Source organism: Caulobacter sp. 05L422, assembly GCF_056397765.1.
In genome coordinates, this window is record NZ_JBFTOB010000011.1 from 49,635 (window position 1) to 63,927 (window position 14,293).

14 protein-coding genes are annotated in these 14,293 nt (G+C 68.4%); 4 read left to right on the forward strand and 10 right to left on the reverse strand.

Annotated elements, in window-relative coordinates; genetic code table 11:
* The gene (gene ftsY / locus AC1DMQ_RS11970; RefSeq protein WP_477033786.1) at nt 1–942 is read right to left on the reverse strand and encodes a signal recognition particle-docking protein FtsY; all 942 of its coding nucleotides are present in this window, start codon (nt 940–942) and stop codon (nt 1–3) included.
* Between the two features lie 35 nt (nt 943–977).
* Between ftsY and AC1DMQ_RS11975 the strand changes: the two genes are divergently transcribed.
* The gene (locus AC1DMQ_RS11975; protein WP_477033787.1) at nt 978–1,604 is read left to right on the forward strand and encodes a trimeric intracellular cation channel family protein; all 627 of its coding nucleotides are present in this window, start codon (nt 978–980) and stop codon (nt 1,602–1,604) included.
* A 27-nt stretch (nt 1,605–1,631) separates the two neighbouring features.
* Here AC1DMQ_RS11975 and AC1DMQ_RS11980 read toward each other — a convergent pair whose 3' ends face one another.
* Genes AC1DMQ_RS11980 through dapF form a run of 5 tightly spaced genes read right to left on the reverse strand, consistent with a single transcriptional unit; the run spans nt 1,632 to nt 6,253 of the window.
* Nucleotides 1,632–2,075 (reverse strand): GFA family protein, encoded by a 444-nt coding sequence (locus tag AC1DMQ_RS11980; RefSeq protein ID WP_477033788.1) that lies wholly within the window; start codon nt 2,073–2,075, stop codon nt 1,632–1,634.
* 8 nt (nt 2,076–2,083) lie between these two features.
* Nucleotides 2,084–3,187, reverse strand: a complete 1,104-nt coding sequence (locus AC1DMQ_RS11985; protein ID WP_477033789.1) for an endonuclease/exonuclease/phosphatase family protein — start codon at nt 3,185–3,187, stop codon at nt 2,084–2,086.
* On the reverse strand, nt 3,184–4,533 hold the full coding sequence (mtaB, locus tag AC1DMQ_RS11990) for a tRNA (N(6)-L-threonylcarbamoyladenosine(37)-C(2))-methylthiotransferase MtaB (protein WP_477033790.1): 1,350 nt from the start codon (nt 4,531–4,533) through the stop codon (nt 3,184–3,186). Before mtaB ends, AC1DMQ_RS11985 begins: the two co-directional genes overlap by 4 nt.
* On the reverse strand, nt 4,530–5,471 hold the full coding sequence (locus tag AC1DMQ_RS11995) for an SDR family NAD(P)-dependent oxidoreductase (protein ID WP_477033791.1): 942 nt from the start codon (nt 5,469–5,471) through the stop codon (nt 4,530–4,532). Before AC1DMQ_RS11995 ends, mtaB begins: the two co-directional genes overlap by 4 nt.
* Nucleotides 5,384–6,253: a diaminopimelate epimerase gene (gene dapF / locus AC1DMQ_RS12000; RefSeq protein WP_477033792.1), complete on the reverse strand. Its 870-nt coding sequence runs from the start codon at nt 6,251–6,253 to the stop codon at nt 5,384–5,386. Before dapF ends, AC1DMQ_RS11995 begins: the two co-directional genes overlap by 88 nt.
* 98 nt (nt 6,254–6,351) lie before the next feature.
* Between dapF and AC1DMQ_RS12005 the strand changes: the two genes are divergently transcribed.
* The 3 genes from AC1DMQ_RS12005 to AC1DMQ_RS12015 all read left to right on the forward strand — a co-directional run bounded on the left by AC1DMQ_RS12005 (nt 6,352) and on the right by AC1DMQ_RS12015 (nt 10,563).
* Nucleotides 6,352–7,143 carry a potassium channel family protein gene (locus tag AC1DMQ_RS12005; RefSeq protein ID WP_477033793.1) on the forward strand — a complete coding sequence of 264 codons (792 nt, stop codon included), beginning with the start codon at nt 6,352–6,354 and terminating at the stop codon, nt 7,141–7,143.
* Nucleotides 7,144–7,239: 96 nt separating this feature from the next.
* Nucleotides 7,240–9,381, forward strand: a complete 2,142-nt coding sequence (locus AC1DMQ_RS12010) for a prolyl oligopeptidase family serine peptidase (RefSeq protein ID WP_477033794.1) — start codon at nt 7,240–7,242, stop codon at nt 9,379–9,381.
* 99 nt (nt 9,382–9,480) lie between these two features.
* Entirely contained in the window at nt 9,481–10,563 is a 1,083-nt protein-coding gene (locus AC1DMQ_RS12015) for a GNAT family N-acetyltransferase (protein WP_477033795.1), read from the forward strand.
* Between the two features lie 20 nt (nt 10,564–10,583).
* Here AC1DMQ_RS12015 and AC1DMQ_RS12020 read toward each other — a convergent pair whose 3' ends face one another.
* The 4 genes from AC1DMQ_RS12020 to AC1DMQ_RS12035 all read right to left on the reverse strand — a co-directional run bounded on the left by AC1DMQ_RS12020 (nt 10,584) and on the right by AC1DMQ_RS12035 (nt 14,113).
* Nucleotides 10,584–10,724, reverse strand: coding sequence for a hypothetical protein (locus AC1DMQ_RS12020; RefSeq protein ID WP_477033796.1), 141 nt, complete (start codon nt 10,722–10,724; stop codon nt 10,584–10,586).
* A gap of 182 nt (nt 10,725–10,906) precedes the next feature.
* Complete coding sequence (locus AC1DMQ_RS12025) at nt 10,907–11,245, reverse strand: DUF2218 domain-containing protein (protein ID WP_477033797.1); 339 nt, start codon at nt 11,243–11,245, stop codon at nt 10,907–10,909.
* 3 nt (nt 11,246–11,248) lie between these two features.
* Nucleotides 11,249–11,821 carry a PadR family transcriptional regulator gene (locus AC1DMQ_RS12030; RefSeq protein ID WP_477033798.1) on the reverse strand — a complete coding sequence of 191 codons (573 nt, stop codon included), beginning with the start codon at nt 11,819–11,821 and terminating at the stop codon, nt 11,249–11,251.
* 144 nt (nt 11,822–11,965) lie between these two features.
* Nucleotides 11,966–14,113, reverse strand: coding sequence for a M3 family metallopeptidase (locus AC1DMQ_RS12035; RefSeq protein ID WP_477033799.1), 2,148 nt, complete (start codon nt 14,111–14,113; stop codon nt 11,966–11,968).
* Nucleotides 14,114–14,293: the final 180 nt, after the last annotated feature.

Below are 14,293 nucleotides of genomic sequence, written 5' to 3' on the forward strand. Positions count from 1 at the left end.
TCAGTCTTCCAGGCCCACCAGCGAACGGGAGAAGGCGCGCGCGTCGAACGGCTGCAGGTCGTCCACGCCCTCGCCGACGCCGATCAGCTTGATCGGGCTGTCGGAGGCGCGGGCCACCGGCACCAGCACCCCGCCGCGCGCGGTGCCGTCCAGCTTGGTCATCACGATGCCGGACACCCCGACCTGGTTGCCGAAGATCTTCTCCTGGGCCAGGGCGTTGCGGCCGACCGTGGCGTCCAGCACCAGCAGGGTCTCGTGCGGGGCGTCGGGATCGACCTTCTTGAGCACGCGGATGACCTTCAAGAGCTCGTCCATCAGGCCCTGCTTGTTCTGCAGCCGGCCGGCGGTGTCGATCAGGACGACGTCGTGGCCTTCCTGCTGGGCGCGCTCGACGGCCTCGTAGGCGAGAGCGGCGGCGTCGGCGCCCGGCGGGCGAGACATGAAGTCGGCCCCGGCCCGGTCGGCCCAGACCTTCAGCTGCTCGACGGCGGCGGCGCGGAAGGTGTCGCCGGCGGCGATCAGCACCTTGGCGTTCTTGCTCGTCAGGTCCGAGGCGATCTTGCCCAGGGTGGTGGTCTTGCCCGAGCCGTTGACGCCGATGAACAGCACCACATAGGGCTTGGGGCCCGACAGCGGATCGAACACGCCCTCGCGGTCGGTCAGTTCGGCGGCGACCAACTCGGCCAGGGCTTCCTTGACCTCGATCTCGGTCGACGACTTGCCGAACCGCGCCTTGCCGAAGGCGTCGGTGATGCGCGCGGCGATCTGGGGACCCAGATCGGCCTCGATCAGCATCTCCTCCAGCTGGTCCAGCTGCTCCTGGTCCAGCGGCTTCTTGGTGAAGGCGCCGGTGACCTGCTCGGTCATCTGCTGGGACGACCGGGCCAGGCCGGACGTCAGGCGCTGGAACCAGCCTTTTTTCTGCTCGGGCTTTTCGCTCATGGCGTTCCTTTAGCGGGCTGTGGCATCAAACGCCAATGGACGCGCTTTCGACCACCCTATTCTGGCTGGATTACGCCGCCGTCGCCGTGTTCGGCGCGACCGGCGCGCTGGCGGCCGCCCACCGAAAGCACGACATCATCACCTTCGGCTTCTTCGCGGCCATCACCGGGGTCGGCGGCGGGACGCTGCGCGACCTGCTGATCGACGCGCCGGTCTTCTGGATCCAGCGGCCCGGCTACATCATGGTCTGCCTGCTGGCCGCGGTGATGGTGTGGATGCTGGGCAAGCGCGGGTGGCGATTCCGGGCCTTGCTGTGGCTGGACGCCCTGGGCATGGCCGCCTACGCCGTGGTCGGCACCGCCAAGGCCCTGAACCTGGGCGTCCATCCGTTCACGGCGGTGATGATGGGCGTGCTGACCACCGCCTTCGGCGGCGTGATCCGCGACGTGCTGGCCGAGGAGCCGAACCTGCTGCTGCGGCGGGAAATCTACATCACCGCCGCCCTGTTCGGCGCGGCGGTGTTCGCGGTCCTGCACCAGCTTCACGTCGGCTTCTGGCCGGCCGGCATCGCCGGCTTCACGGCCGCCTTCGGCCTGCGAGCCTGCGCGATCAAGTTCGGCTGGCATCTGCCGGGCTTCCGGGGCGGCGAGGAGGAGGTCTAGATCCTTCTCCGCTCGCCGGAGAAGGGTTCAGGTGTCGTGATCGGGATGCTGGTGCGAGACCACCGCGCCTGACGGTCCCATCGGCGGGCGCACGGGCATGTCGGCCAGGTGATCCATCCAGGCCGGGCGGCCCTCGACGGCCAGCTGAACGCCGGGCTCCACCCGTGACGGGTCGTCGAAGGCGAACACCGCCAGGTCGATCTTGTCGGCGCTCCACTCGAAAGTCAGCGGCGTGCCGCAGGCGGCGCAGAAGCCGCGCCGGACGGCGTCCGAGCTTTGGAAACCTGACGGCGCAACGCGCGTCCAGGTCAGGTCGGCGACGTCGACGGTGACCAGCGCCCCGAACGGACCGGCGAAGGCCTTCTGGCACATGCGGCAATGGCAGATCGACGCCCGGCCGACCTCGCCCTCGACCCGGAAGCGGACGGCGCCGCATTGGCATCCCCCGGTCAGGACAGAAGCGTCGGACATCGGAAACCTCAGGGCTTGTGCGGCGGAACCGGCAGGATGGGGATCGGCGTCAGGCGGAAGGTCACTTCATAGGCGTCGTGGTCGGACAGTACGGGACCGCCCGTGGCCGAGCCGTCGAAGCGGGCCTCGACCTGGATCGGCCGGATCGCCACGCGGTCCCCCGCCTTGAAGCCGATCAGGTCCTGGGTGTCGAGCCACGGGGCGTCGCCGTCGGCCGAGATCTTGGCGTCGCAGCTGTCGGGAGTCCGGAAGCAGACCTGGCTGACCACGTCGAACGGATAGCGCTGCATCACGTAGTCGTAGCGGTCGGGGGCGTGCATGACGTTGAAGTCGCCGCCGACGATCAGCGGGGCGCCGGGCGTACGGTCGGTCTCCATGAACCGTCCCAGCTCGGCCGCCTGCAGGTGGTGAGCGGTCTGGTTGCGATTGCGCGGCACGCCCGAGGCGCCCTTGGAATTGAGGTGGGTGTCGGCGATCTCGACCGGGACCGGCAGGCCGGGCACCTCGAGGCTGACCAGCATCACCCCCTTGTTGGCCAGGCAGTCCAGGCCCGCGCAGTAGTGGTAGGCGTGCGACTTGACCCAGTTGATCGGGTGGTTGCTCAGCACCCACAGGCCGCTGGAGCCCCACTTGCCCCAGCCCTCGCCCTTGCGGCGGTACTTCACGCGCTTGTAGCGCGGTCGATCCTCGCGGGTCAGCTGGCTGCCGTCGCGCTGCTTCTTGCGCGGTCCCTTGGCGACATAGGGATAGCCGGAGAGCTCGATCAGGTCGTCGACCTCGTCGCGGAAGCCTTCCTGCAGCAGGACGACGTCGGGCTCGAGCCCATTCTCGCGCAGGGAGGCCAGCTGCCGGCCGATCTCCTTGAGCTTGGACCCGCGCCCCGTCCGCACGGGCCAGGGCAGGCCCTCGACATTGTAGGTCATGACGCTGAGCTCGACCGGCTGCATCGGACCGATCGGCTGGAAGGCGGCGGGAGGAGAGTCCTCGGTCTTGGGTTCCGGCGCCAAGTCCTGCGCCAAATCTTGAGTTGGCGCGGCGTCTTGCGCGTAGGCCGCCCCCCCGGCCAGCAGGGTCGCGGCAAGAACGGCGATCAGCACGCGACGATCGATCATCCCTGGGCGGCTAGCTCCGCGATGACCCGTGTTCCGTCGTGCCCGACCACCCGGAAGGCGGCGATCTCCCCTTGAGGCGCAAGGCCCCCCAAGGCGGGATCGAAGGCGATTTCGGTGAAGTCCTCGGCCCGGGCCACGCCGTCGCGCTCGACCAGGCCCGACAGGGTGCGGCCGACCTGGCGGCTCAGATGCCGTTCGAGACCGGCCTGGCCCGCCTCGCGCAGGCGACGGGCGCGGTCCTTGATCACCGGACCCTTCACGGGCGGCATACGGGCGGCGGGGGTGCCGGGGCGGGCGCTGTAGGGGAAGACGTGCAGGAAGGCCAGGCCCGCCTCCTCGACCAGCTTCAGGGTGTTGGCGAAGGCTTCCTCGCTCTCGGTCGGAAAGCCGGCGATCAGGTCGGCGCCGAACGCGGTGTCGGGGCGCACGCGGCGAACCTCGGACACCAGCTTCAGGGCGTCCTCGCGGCTGTGGCGGCGCTTCATGCGCTTGAGCACCAGGTTGTCGCCGGCCTGCAGCGACAGGTGCAGGTAGGGCATCAGGCGCGGCTCGGTCTCGAGCAGCTTGAACAGGTCGGGATCGATCTCGGCGGCGTCGATCGACGACAGGCGCAGGCGGGGCAGGTCGGGGACCAGCTTCAGGATCCGGCCCACCAGCTGGCCCAGGGTCGGCTCGCCGGGCAGGTCGGCGCCCCACGAGGTCACGTCGACGCCGGTCAGCACCACCTCGCGATAGCCTTCGGCCGACAGGCGGCGCACCTGTTCCACCACCTCGCCGGCCGGCGCCGAGCGCGAGTTTCCCCGGCCATAGGGGATGATGCAGAAGGTGCAGCGGTGATCGCAGCCGTTCTGGACCTCGACATAGGCCCGAGCGCGGTCCTTGAGGCCGGCGATCAGGTGACCGGCGGTCTCCTTGATCGACATGATGTCGTTGACCCGCACGCGGGTGGAGGTGTCGAGCAGGGCGCCCGGCGCGGCCTTCTCGGCGTTGCCCAGCACCAGGTCGACCTCCGGCATGGCGGCGAAGGCGGCGGGATCGATCTGGGCCGCGCAGCCGGTGACGATCAGCCGGGCATCCGGCCGTTCGCGGCGGGCCTTGCGGATCGCCTGACGCGCCTGGCGCACGGCCTCGTTGGTCACCGCGCAGGTGTTGAACACCACCGCGTCCTGCAGGCCATCGGCCGAGGCGCGCGCGCGGATGGCCTCGGACTCATAGGCGTTCAGCCGGCAGCCGAAGGTGACGACGTCGACGCCGTCCGGCCCGGACACGGTGGTCGCGGGGCCGCCTTCTTCACCCACTTCGGGCTTGGGCGTCGGGGGACGCGAGATGAGCGTGTAGGTCGTCACGGCTTCTCAACGTCCGAAGCGATGAATTCCGCGAACGCGTCCTTCCAGTCGGGATGCCAGCGCGACAGGGCCGGGCGGTTCTCGATGACGTCGCCCATGGCCCAGGCCATGCGCTTTTCATCGACGGCGCGCGGCACGTCGTTGTCGGGACACAGGATGTAGAAGTCGCCGCGCGCGATGCTGTCGAGCATGAACCGCACGGTCTGCTCCGGCGTCCAGGCCGCGGCCGGCTTGTCGGTCCCGCGCCGGGTCATGCCGGTGAAGACATAGCCGGGGATCAGCAGGCGGGCGTCGACCTGGCAGTCGACGATCTCGCGCAGGCTGTGGGCCAGGCCTTCGGTCAGGGCCTTCACCGCCGACTTGGAGACGTTGTAGGCGGTGTTGCCCGGCGGCTGGGTGATGCCCTGCTTGGAGCCGGTGTTGATGATCAGGCCGGGACGGCCGCTGGCCGCCATCTCCTCGCCGATCAGCTGGACGCCGTTGATCACGCCCCACAGATTGACGTCGAGCACGCGCTTCCAAGGGTCCTCGCCGGAGAAGGCGTCGCCCCCGCCGCCGACCCCGGCGTTGTTCATCAGCACGTCGATCGCGCCGAACTTGTCGACGGCGGCGTCGCGCAGGGCCTGGACGGCGGCGCGGTCGGCGACGTCGGTCTCCACGGCCAGGGCCTTGTCACCGATGGCGTCGGCGGCCTTTTTCAGGGCGCGGCCCATGATGTCGGCCATGACGACGTTCATGCCCAGGGCCGCGAACGCCTGGGCGGCGGCCATGCCGATGCCGTCGGCCGCGCCGGTGATCACGGCGGTCTTGCCCGGTCCGATTGCCGGATGAATGGGGGCGGGATGGATCGTCATGCGGCGACCAGCTCCGGCAGCTTGCCGGTGAATTCCAGGGTGATCGGACCGGTCATGATCACGTGGCCGTCGGCCTCGCGCCATTCGATGGTCAGGGCGCCGCTCTCGAACTCGACCTTGGCCGTCCGGTCGGTCAGGCCGCGACGCACGGCGGCCACCTGGGCCGCGCAGGCGCCGGTGCCGCAGGCGGCGGTCAGGCCCGCGCCGCGTTCCCAGACCTTCAGCTGGATGTGATCCCGCGCCGCGATGTGGGCGAAGCCGACATTGACGCCCTCGGGGAACAGCGGGTGGTGCTCGACGAGACTGCCCGTGCCGCGCGCGAAATCGTCGCTGACCGGGGCGTCGACGAAGAACACCACGTGCGGATTGCCCATCGAGACGCAGCCCGGCGTATGGACCAGCGGCGCGTCGATCGGACCGACCTGCAGCTCGACGCCCACGGTGTCCATCTCTTCCGACAACGGGATCTGGTCCCAGGCCAGGCCCGGCTTGCCCATGTCGACGGTGACCAGCTTGTCGCCGGCCATCACGCCCGACAGGCGCCCGGCCACGGTGTCGAAAGCCACGGACTCCTTCTTGGCCGACTGCATCAGCAGCCAGGCCACGCAGCGGGTGCCGTTGCCGCAGGCCCCGGTCTCCTCGCCGTCGGAATTCCAGAACCGCACATAGGCGCTGGCGCCCTCGGCGCGCGGCGGGTCGATGGCGATCACCTGGTCGCAGCCGATCCCGCCCTCGCCCCCATCCTTGCTGGGACGTTTGGCAATGGCGCGGATGTCCTCAGCCGTCGGATTGAAAGGCTGGGTCAGGGTCTCGATCACGACGAAGTCGTTGCCGAGGCCGTTCATCTTGAGAAAGGTGCGGCTCATGGTCCGGGCTATATAGTGGAAAACCGCGCGCGAGTCAGAGGCTGGCCCCAACTGCGGCGATTTGAGCGTCGGTTTTGCGACCGAAGAGAGGGCTGAACTTGCGCGATCACAATGGCGAAGAGCACGGCCTGCGCCTCCGAGCCCGCCTTCGCGCCCTCTACCATGGCGCCTCGCCCGCCGCCGTTCGGTTCCGCTACGGGATCATCGTCATTGACCTGGCGATCATCGCCTTCTTCGTCGCCGCGCCGCTGATGCGCCGCCACGGCCTGACCTTCTACGCGATCGACTATGGGGTGGCCGCGTTCCTCGGCCTGGACCTGGCGGCCCGCGCCATCGCCCATGGCGAGATCAAGACCTGGCTGAAAAAGCCGATCACCTGGGTCGACCTGTTCGTCCTGGCCACCCTGCTGTTCCCCGCCTGGCTGTTCAACTTCGGGTTCCTGCGGGTAGTTCGGCTGTGGACCCTGATCCACAGCGAGTTCTTCTGGCGCACGATCGGCCGGCGCTATGACGACACCCGGGTGGAACAGATCACCCGCGCGGCCTCCACCCTGATCACCTTCGTCTTCGTGGTCACGGGCTTCGTCTATTCCAGCTTCGCCGGGCGGCACGCCGGGATCGGCGGCTATGTCGACGCCCTCTATTTCACCGTCACCAGCCTGACGACCACCGGCTACGGCGACGTCACCTTGCCCGGCGTCTGGGGCAAGCTGCTGTCGATGGCGGTGATGCTGGGCGGGGTGTCGCTGTTCATCGGCCTGATCCAGTCGATCCTGCGGCCGCACAAGGTGACCTATCCCTGCCATACCTGCGGCTTGCGCCGGCACGACCCCGACGCCGTGCACTGCAAGGCGTGCGGCCAGATCCTGAACATTCCCAACGACGACTGAGCGTCCACTGGCGCGGTCCCGGATTTCCGATACCGTCCAGACCAAGAGCCCCGCTTCCGAGCGGCGCCCCTGTCACGACAGCCGCCGGATCCCCAGATGCGCAGACTGCTTCTCGTCCTCCTCGCCTCCACGAGCCTCATGACCACAGCCGCCCAAGCCGCCGATCCCGCTCCCGCCGACACGGAAGCCCGCACGCCCCTGGCCGAGCTGGGCAAGGACGATCCCTACAAGTGGATGGAGGAGATCGAGGGCGAGCGGCCGCTGGCCTGGGCCAAGGCCGAGAACACCCGCAGCCTGGCGATCCTGCAAGGCGACAGCCGCTATGCCGGGCTGGAAAGCCAGGCCCTGGCCATCCTCAACGCCAAGGACCGGGTGCCGGGCGTGTCGTTCGCCGGCGACGGCTCCCTGCGCAACTTCTGGCAGGACGCCGACCATGTGCGCGGCATCTGGCGCAAGACGACGCTGGAGAGCTACCGCACCGCCGAGCCCCAGTGGGAGACGCTCCTCGACATCGACGCCCTGTCCAAGACCGAGAACGCCAACTGGGTGTTCAAGGGCGCGGGCTGCCTGGCGCCCGAGGAGACCCGTTGCCTGCTCAACCTGTCGAACGGCGGCAAGGACGCGGTGACGATCCGCGAGTTCGACACGACGACCAAGGCGTTCGTCCCCGGCGGCTTCGTCCTGCCCGAAGGCAAGCAGAACGTCGGCTGGCTGGACAAGGACACCCTGCTGGTGGCCCGCGAATGGGAGCCGGGCCAGGTGACCAAGTCGGGCTATCCCTACGTGGTCAAGGCGCTGAAGCGCGGCCAGGCCCTGGCCGACGCCAAGGAGCTGTTCCGGGGAACGCCCGAGGACGTCTCGGCCTCCGCCTACACCCTGACCGACCCCGACGGGAAGGTCATGGCCGTGCTGGCCAGTCGCGCGGTCAGCTTCTTCGAGGCCGAAACCTATCTGCTGACCGACACGGGACCGGTGAAGCTGCCCTTCCCGCTCAAGCACTCGGTCCAGGGCTATGTCGCCGGCCAGGTGGTGATGTCGCTGGAACAGGACTGGCCCGAGAAGGGCTTCAAGACCGGCGACCTGCTCAGCCTGGACCTGGCGGCCCTGAAGGCCGATCCGGCCAAGCCCGCGCCCGTGCTGGTCCTGCGCCCCACCGCCAGGCAGTCGGTGGAGGGCGTCACCTCCACCCGCGACAAGCTGGTGGTCGGGTTGCTGGACAACGTCACCGGCGGGGCCCTGGTCTACAGCCATGGGCCCGAGGGCTGGACCTCGCAAAAGCTGGCCCTGCCGACCAATTCGACGATCGGCCTGGGCTCGGCCTCGCAGAAGGACGACCGGCTGTTCGTCAGCGTCACCGGCTATCTGACGCCCTCGACCTACTGGCTGGCCGACGCCGCGTCGCTGAAGCTGGAGCAGGTCAAGGCCTCGCCCGCCCGCTTCGACGCCTCGACCCACGTGGTCGAGCAGTTCGAGGCGACCAGCACCGACGGGACGAAGATCCCGTACTTCGTCGTGCGGCCCAAGGGCGTGAAGTACGACGGGACCGCCCCGACCCTGCTCTACGCCTATGGCGGCTTCCAGGCTTCGATGACCCCGGCCTATTCGGGCGTGATGGGCAAGCTGTGGCTGGAGCGCGGCGGCACATACGTGGTGGCCAACATCCGCGGCGGCGGCGAGTTCGGTCCGGCCTGGCACAACGCCGGCCTCAAGGAGAACCGCCAGAAGGTCTATGACGACTTCTTCGCCGTCTCCCAGGACCTGATCACCCGCAAGATCACCTCGCCGCGGCGCCTCGGGATCATGGGCGGCAGCAACGGCGGCCTGCTGATGGGCGTGGCCCTGACCCAGCGGCCCGAGCTCTACAACGCCATCGTCGTACAGGTGCCGCTGTTCGACATGATCCGCTATACCCAGATCGGGGCCGGCGCCTCGTGGGTGGGCGAGTACGGCGACCCCGCCATCCCGTCCGAGCGGGCGGTGATCGCCAAGTACGACCCTTATTCCAACCTCAAGGCCGGCCAGAAGTATCCCGAGGTGTTCATCGAGACCTCGACCAAGGACGACCGCGTCCATCCGGCCCACGCCCGCAAGGCGGCGGCCCGGCTGGAGGAACTGGGCTATCCGGTGCTGTATTACGAGAACATCGACGGCGGCCACGCGGCCAGCGCCAACCTGGCCGAGACCGCGCGTCGCCAGGCGCTGGAGTACATCTATCTGTCGAAGAAGCTGATGGACTGACCCCAAGCCGGGGTCCCCGCGCTGTAAACCCAAGTTCAATCTATCCCCGTCAGGATGCCGTCGATTATCCGGCCGCTCTCGAGCCGGTTCGAGGTTGCCTTGAAGATCGACGTCTTCCCCGCCCTGGAACTGCCCGCGGAGGTCCACGCGGCCTGGTCGGCCGTGCAGGCCGGCGAGGCGCGCCTGGACAGCCCGTTCCTGTCGCCGCTGTGGGCCCAGGCCGTCGCCCGCGCCCAGGGCCCGGCCGGCGGCGTGCAGGTCGCGGTTCAATACGATCCGGCGGGCGATCCCGCCGCTTTCCTGGCCGTGCGCAAGCGCGGCTCGACCGCCATGCCGGCCGGCGCGCCGATGAGCGACTACCAGGCCCTGGTGGCCCGCGACGGCTTCCGGGCCGATCCGCGCGCCATGCTCCAGGTCCTGAGCGTGTCACGCTACGATTTCTGCCACATGCTGGCCGAGGATCCGGCCTTCCAGGGCCATGCCCGCGGACGGGACGTCTCCTGGGTGGTCGAGGTCGCCGACGGCTATGCCGCCTACGAGGCCGAACGCAAGGCGGCCGGGGTGGGGGCGCTGAAAGACATCGACAAGAAGCGCCGCAAGGTCGAGCGCGAGGTCGGCCCCGCCCGCTTCACCGCCCTGTCGGACTCCCGCGCCGACTACGCGCAGTTGATCGCCTGGAAGCGCGCCCAGCTGGCCGCCACCGGCCAGACAGACCTGTTCAAGACGGCCTGGGTCATGCGGCTGATGGACGAACTGCTGGAGACCCGCGACCCGGCGTTCGGCGGCGGGCTCTACACCCTGCACCTGGGCGACGAACTGGCGGCCGTGCACTTCCACCTGCGGGGCGGCGCCACGATCCACGGCTGGCTGATCGCCCACGACCCGAAGTTCGAGCGCTACTCGCCGGGCCTGCTGCTGTTCCAGGACATCCTGCGGGACCTGGACACCGGGCCCTACAAGCGCCTGGACCTCGGGGCCGGCGACTATCGCTTCAAGCGCGAGCTGTCGAACCGGCAGCAGGGCGTGATGTTCGGGTTCCTGGGCGCGCCGTCGGTTTCGACCCTGGCGCGCACGGCGGCCTACAGCCTGCGCGAGGTGGCCGAGGCCCTGCCGCTGGGGGCGGTGTCAGCCCTGCCGGGCAAGGCGATGCGACGGATCGACGTCCTGCGCGGGCTGCGCTGAACGTCACGCTCCGGTGATGTCTAGGAAGCCCGTGCGATCAGCGCGATCACGCAGCTCCAGAGCATGAGATTGACGCCGGAAATAAGCAGAAGCCAGCCCAGGCGACCCTGACGGCCGTCCTGCCGCGCGCGATACGCAACGCCGCGAACCACATGACCCATGGTTTCCTCCAAAGCTCTCTACTGGAGCTTGAGTCGGATGAAACCCCTGTTCCGAGGCACGCGCAAGCAAGTTTGATCGGCTGTCCCAGGACAATCTCGAAAATGTGACGGCGGTCTAGCTTTGGGCGTGACAGCTGAAAGTGGATGCCGGTTCGGCGTCCGTCACGCCCTCGATGTTCAAGCTAGGACGAAACGGCGTTGATCCGCAGGGCCGGCGGGTCGATGCGGCCCGCCTCCCAGGCGCGGGTCCAGCCCAGGCGCTTGACCGGCTCGCGGAAGGCGAAGCGCAGCAGGTGCTCGGCGACGACGTCCTCCAGCCGGGCCAGGCCCTCCAGGTCGGCCGCCTCGATCGTGACGTCCAGCCCCTCGGGGTCGGCCAGCATGCTGCAGGTCCCCAGCGGCAGCGGGATCAGAGCCGAGATGTCGTCGTACGTCACCTCAAACCTGTGGCCCCAATGCTTGGCCAGCTGGATCATGTAGCGCGAGCCCTTGTCGGTGTTCAGGCGGGCATGGCTCTGCATGGGCTAGACCCCTTCGATGGCCGCGGCCGCGTCGTCCATGACCTTGGCGATCGCCGCGACCTGTTCGGGGGTCAGCGAGCCGGAGGTCAATTTCAGGCGCAGGGCGGTCTTCAGGTTCTCGCGGGCCCGCATGATCTGCGGCGAGAAGGCGGCGCTCTGGGCGGCGGCTTCGGCCATGCGGGTGAACAGGCCGTGGACCGGCTGGCTGTTGCTTTCCAGGAAGGCCTGGCCCTCGTCGGTGATCGTGTAGAGCTTCTTGCCGCCGCCGGCGTCGGCCGCGGTGACGTAGCCCAGCTCTTCCAGCAGGGTCAGGGTTGGATAGATCACGCCGGGGCTGGGGGTGTAGGCCCCGCCGGCGGCGGTCTCGACGGCCTTGATCAGCTCGTAGCCGTGGCTGGGCTTGTCGGCGATCAGCTTCAGCACGACCAGGCGCAGGTCGCCGTGATCGAAGAACCGGCCCATGCGGCCGCCGCGACGATGATGGCCTTCGTGGCCGTGGAAGCCGAACGGATGGCGGCCGAAGGGCGCGCCGTGATGACCGCCGTGGCGGCCGTGGTGGGGATGACGTCCAAACATGTAGGTTTTAGATCCTGTTTCGTTATATCGAACTTACAGATATATCGGATTGGCCGAACGTCAAGAGTGTTTTCCGATATATCTGAAATCGATCTAGACAGATCGTGGCCGGGGACAGGCGCATGCGCCTGTCCCCAATCGTGGTTACGCGCCCGGCGGCACCGGGAAGCCGCGGTTGCGCATCAAGGCGCCGATCTTCACGTCGCGGCCGCGGAAGCGGCGGAAGGCCTCGCCCGCGTCGATCGTGTTGCCCACGCTCATAATGTCGTCGTGCAGGCGCTTGGCCACGGCCTTGTCGTAAAAGCCGCCCGGCGCCTCCTCGAACGCCTCGGCGGCGTCGGCGGTCAGGGTGTCGGCCCAGATGTAGTTGTAGTAGCCGGCCGAATAGCCGTCGCCCGAGAAGATATGGCCGAACTGGGTGGGCCGGTGGCGCATGACGATCTCGGACGGCAGGCCGATCTCGGTCAGGGCCGACTTCTCGAAGGCTTCCGGGTCGATGGCCTGGCCCTTGGCGGCCAGGTGGATCTTCATGTCGTAGATCGCCGAGGCCAGGTACTCGACCGTCGAGAAGCCCTGGTTGAAGGTCTTGGCCTTCTCGATCTTGGCCACCAGATCGGCCGGGATCGGCTTGCCGGTCTGGTAGTGGACGGCGAACTTCTCAAGCACCGGCTTGGTCGGCAGCCAGTGCTCGTTCAGCTGGCTGGGGAACTCGACGAAGTCGCGGGCCACGTTGGTGCCGGCCAGGGTCGGATAGGTCACGTCCGAGTTCAGGCCGTGCAGGGCGTGGCCGAACTCGTGGAACATGGTGACGGCGTCGTCCCACGAGATCAGCACCGGCTCGCCGGGCTTGCCCTTCACGAAGTTGCAGTTGTTGGAGACGATCGGGGTGATCACGCCCTTGAACTTCTCCTGGCTGCGGTACTCGCTCATCCAGGCGCCCGACTGCTTGCCGGCCCGCGCATAGGGGTCGAAGTACCACAGGCCCACGCGTTGTTTCCCATTGGGCCCGCCCTTGGTCACTTCCCAGACGCGCACGTCGGGATGGCAGACCGGCACGTCGGTGATCTGGGTGAAGCTGAACCCGTAGAGTTGGCCCGCCGCCCAGTGGATGGCCTCGCGCAGCTTTTCCAGCTGCAGGTAGGGCTTGACCACGTTCTGGTCGAGGTCGTAGCGCGCCTTGCGCACCTTCTCGGCGTAGTGGCGATAGTCCCAGGGGGCGATCTTGAAGGTCGCGCCTTCGGCGTCGGCGACCTTCTGCATGTCGGCCACTTCCTCGTGGACCCGGGCCACGGCCGGCTTCCAGACCTGCATCATCAGGTTCATGGCCGCGTCCGGGGTCTTGGACATCTGGTCGGCCGTGATCCAATGGGCGTAGGTTTCGAAACCCAGCAGTTGGGCCTTTTCGGCCCGCAGCTTGAGGATCTCGGTGATCACCGCCTTGTTGTCGTGGGCGTCGTTGTTGTCGCCGCGCGACACCCACAGCTTCCAGCCCTTCTCGCGCAGGTCGCGGCGATCGGAATAGACCAGGAAGGGCTCCATGGACGAGCGGGTGTTGGTGATCAGCCACTTGCCCTTCAGGCCCTTTTCCTCGGCGGCGGCGGCCGCGCCGGCCTTCACCGAATCCGGCAGGCCGGCCAGGTCGCCCTCGGCCAGCTCCAGGGTGTAGCCCTCCTCGTCGGCCAGCTCGTTCTGGCTGAACTTGGTGTAGAGGCTGGCCAGGGCCTGGTTGATCTGGCCCAGGCGGGCCTTCTTGGCGGCGTCCAGCGCCGCGCCCTGGCGGGCGAAGCTGTTGTAGACCACCCAGGTCAGGCGCTTCTGCTCGGGCGTCAGGTTCGAGGTCTCGCGGGCGTCGTAGACGGCCTTGATGCGGGCGAACAGCTGCTCGTTCTGGATGATCTCGTCGCCGAACGCCGCCAGCTTCGGCGTGCTCTCGGCCTCGACCTTCTGCATGGCCGCGTCGTTCATCGTCGAGGTGAACACCCCGAACAGCGCGCCGACCCGATTCAGGGTCCGACCGGAGTCCTGGAACGCGGCCATCACGCCCTCGAAGGTCGGCGCCATGCGCTTGGCGGTCAGGGCGAAGATCTCCTGGCGCTGCTCGGCCATGGCCGTCTCGAAGGCCGAGGCGAACAGCTCGGGCTTGACCTTGTCCAGCGGCGGCAGGCCGCCATGCGGCCCCGTCCATTGGGCCAGCAGGGGGTTTGCGGAAGCGGCGGCGGGGGTGGCGGCTTTGGCGATCATGGGCATCAGGGCGGTCGCGCTGGCGGCGGCGAGGAAGGAACGACGCTTCACGGGCGGGTCTCCGGAGAAAGGAAGCTGAACCCTAGAGCGCCGCGAGGCTCATCGTTAAGCGCTTTCATGCGGAATTCGTCCCACGAAGCGTGAATTCGACGACAGAAACTCTCCCGCGCCCCTCTGGACCGGGACCGGTTCGTGCCGGCGCCGGACCTGCACGGGCCCGGCGCCAGAATC

Coding starts and splice junctions, on each gene's coding strand:
- ftsY (WP_477033786.1), bottom strand. CDS start 942: ATGAGCGAAAAGCCCGAGCAGAAAAAAGGCTGGTTCCAGCGCCTGACG.
- AC1DMQ_RS11975 (WP_477033787.1), top strand. CDS start 978: ATGGACGCGCTTTCGACCACCCTATTCTGGCTGGATTACGCCGCCGTC.
- AC1DMQ_RS11980 (WP_477033788.1), bottom strand. CDS start 2,075: ATGTCCGACGCTTCTGTCCTGACCGGGGGATGCCAATGCGGCGCCGTC.
- AC1DMQ_RS11985 (WP_477033789.1), bottom strand. CDS start 3,187: ATGATCGATCGTCGCGTGCTGATCGCCGTTCTTGCCGCGACCCTGCTG.
- AC1DMQ_RS11995 (WP_477033791.1), bottom strand. CDS start 5,471: ATGGCGCGAGGCCGACGGCCACGTGATCATGACCGGTCCGATCACCCT.
- dapF (WP_477033792.1), bottom strand. CDS start 6,253: ATGAGCCGCACCTTTCTCAAGATGAACGGCCTCGGCAACGACTTCGTC.
- AC1DMQ_RS12010 (WP_477033794.1), top strand. CDS start 7,240: ATGCGCAGACTGCTTCTCGTCCTCCTCGCCTCCACGAGCCTCATGACC.
- AC1DMQ_RS12020 (WP_477033796.1), bottom strand. CDS start 10,724: ATGGGTCATGTGGTTCGCGGCGTTGCGTATCGCGCGCGGCAGGACGGC.
- AC1DMQ_RS12025 (WP_477033797.1), bottom strand. CDS start 11,245: ATGCAGAGCCATGCCCGCCTGAACACCGACAAGGGCTCGCGCTACATG.
- AC1DMQ_RS12030 (WP_477033798.1), bottom strand. CDS start 11,821: ATGTTTGGACGTCATCCCCACCACGGCCGCCACGGCGGTCATCACGGC.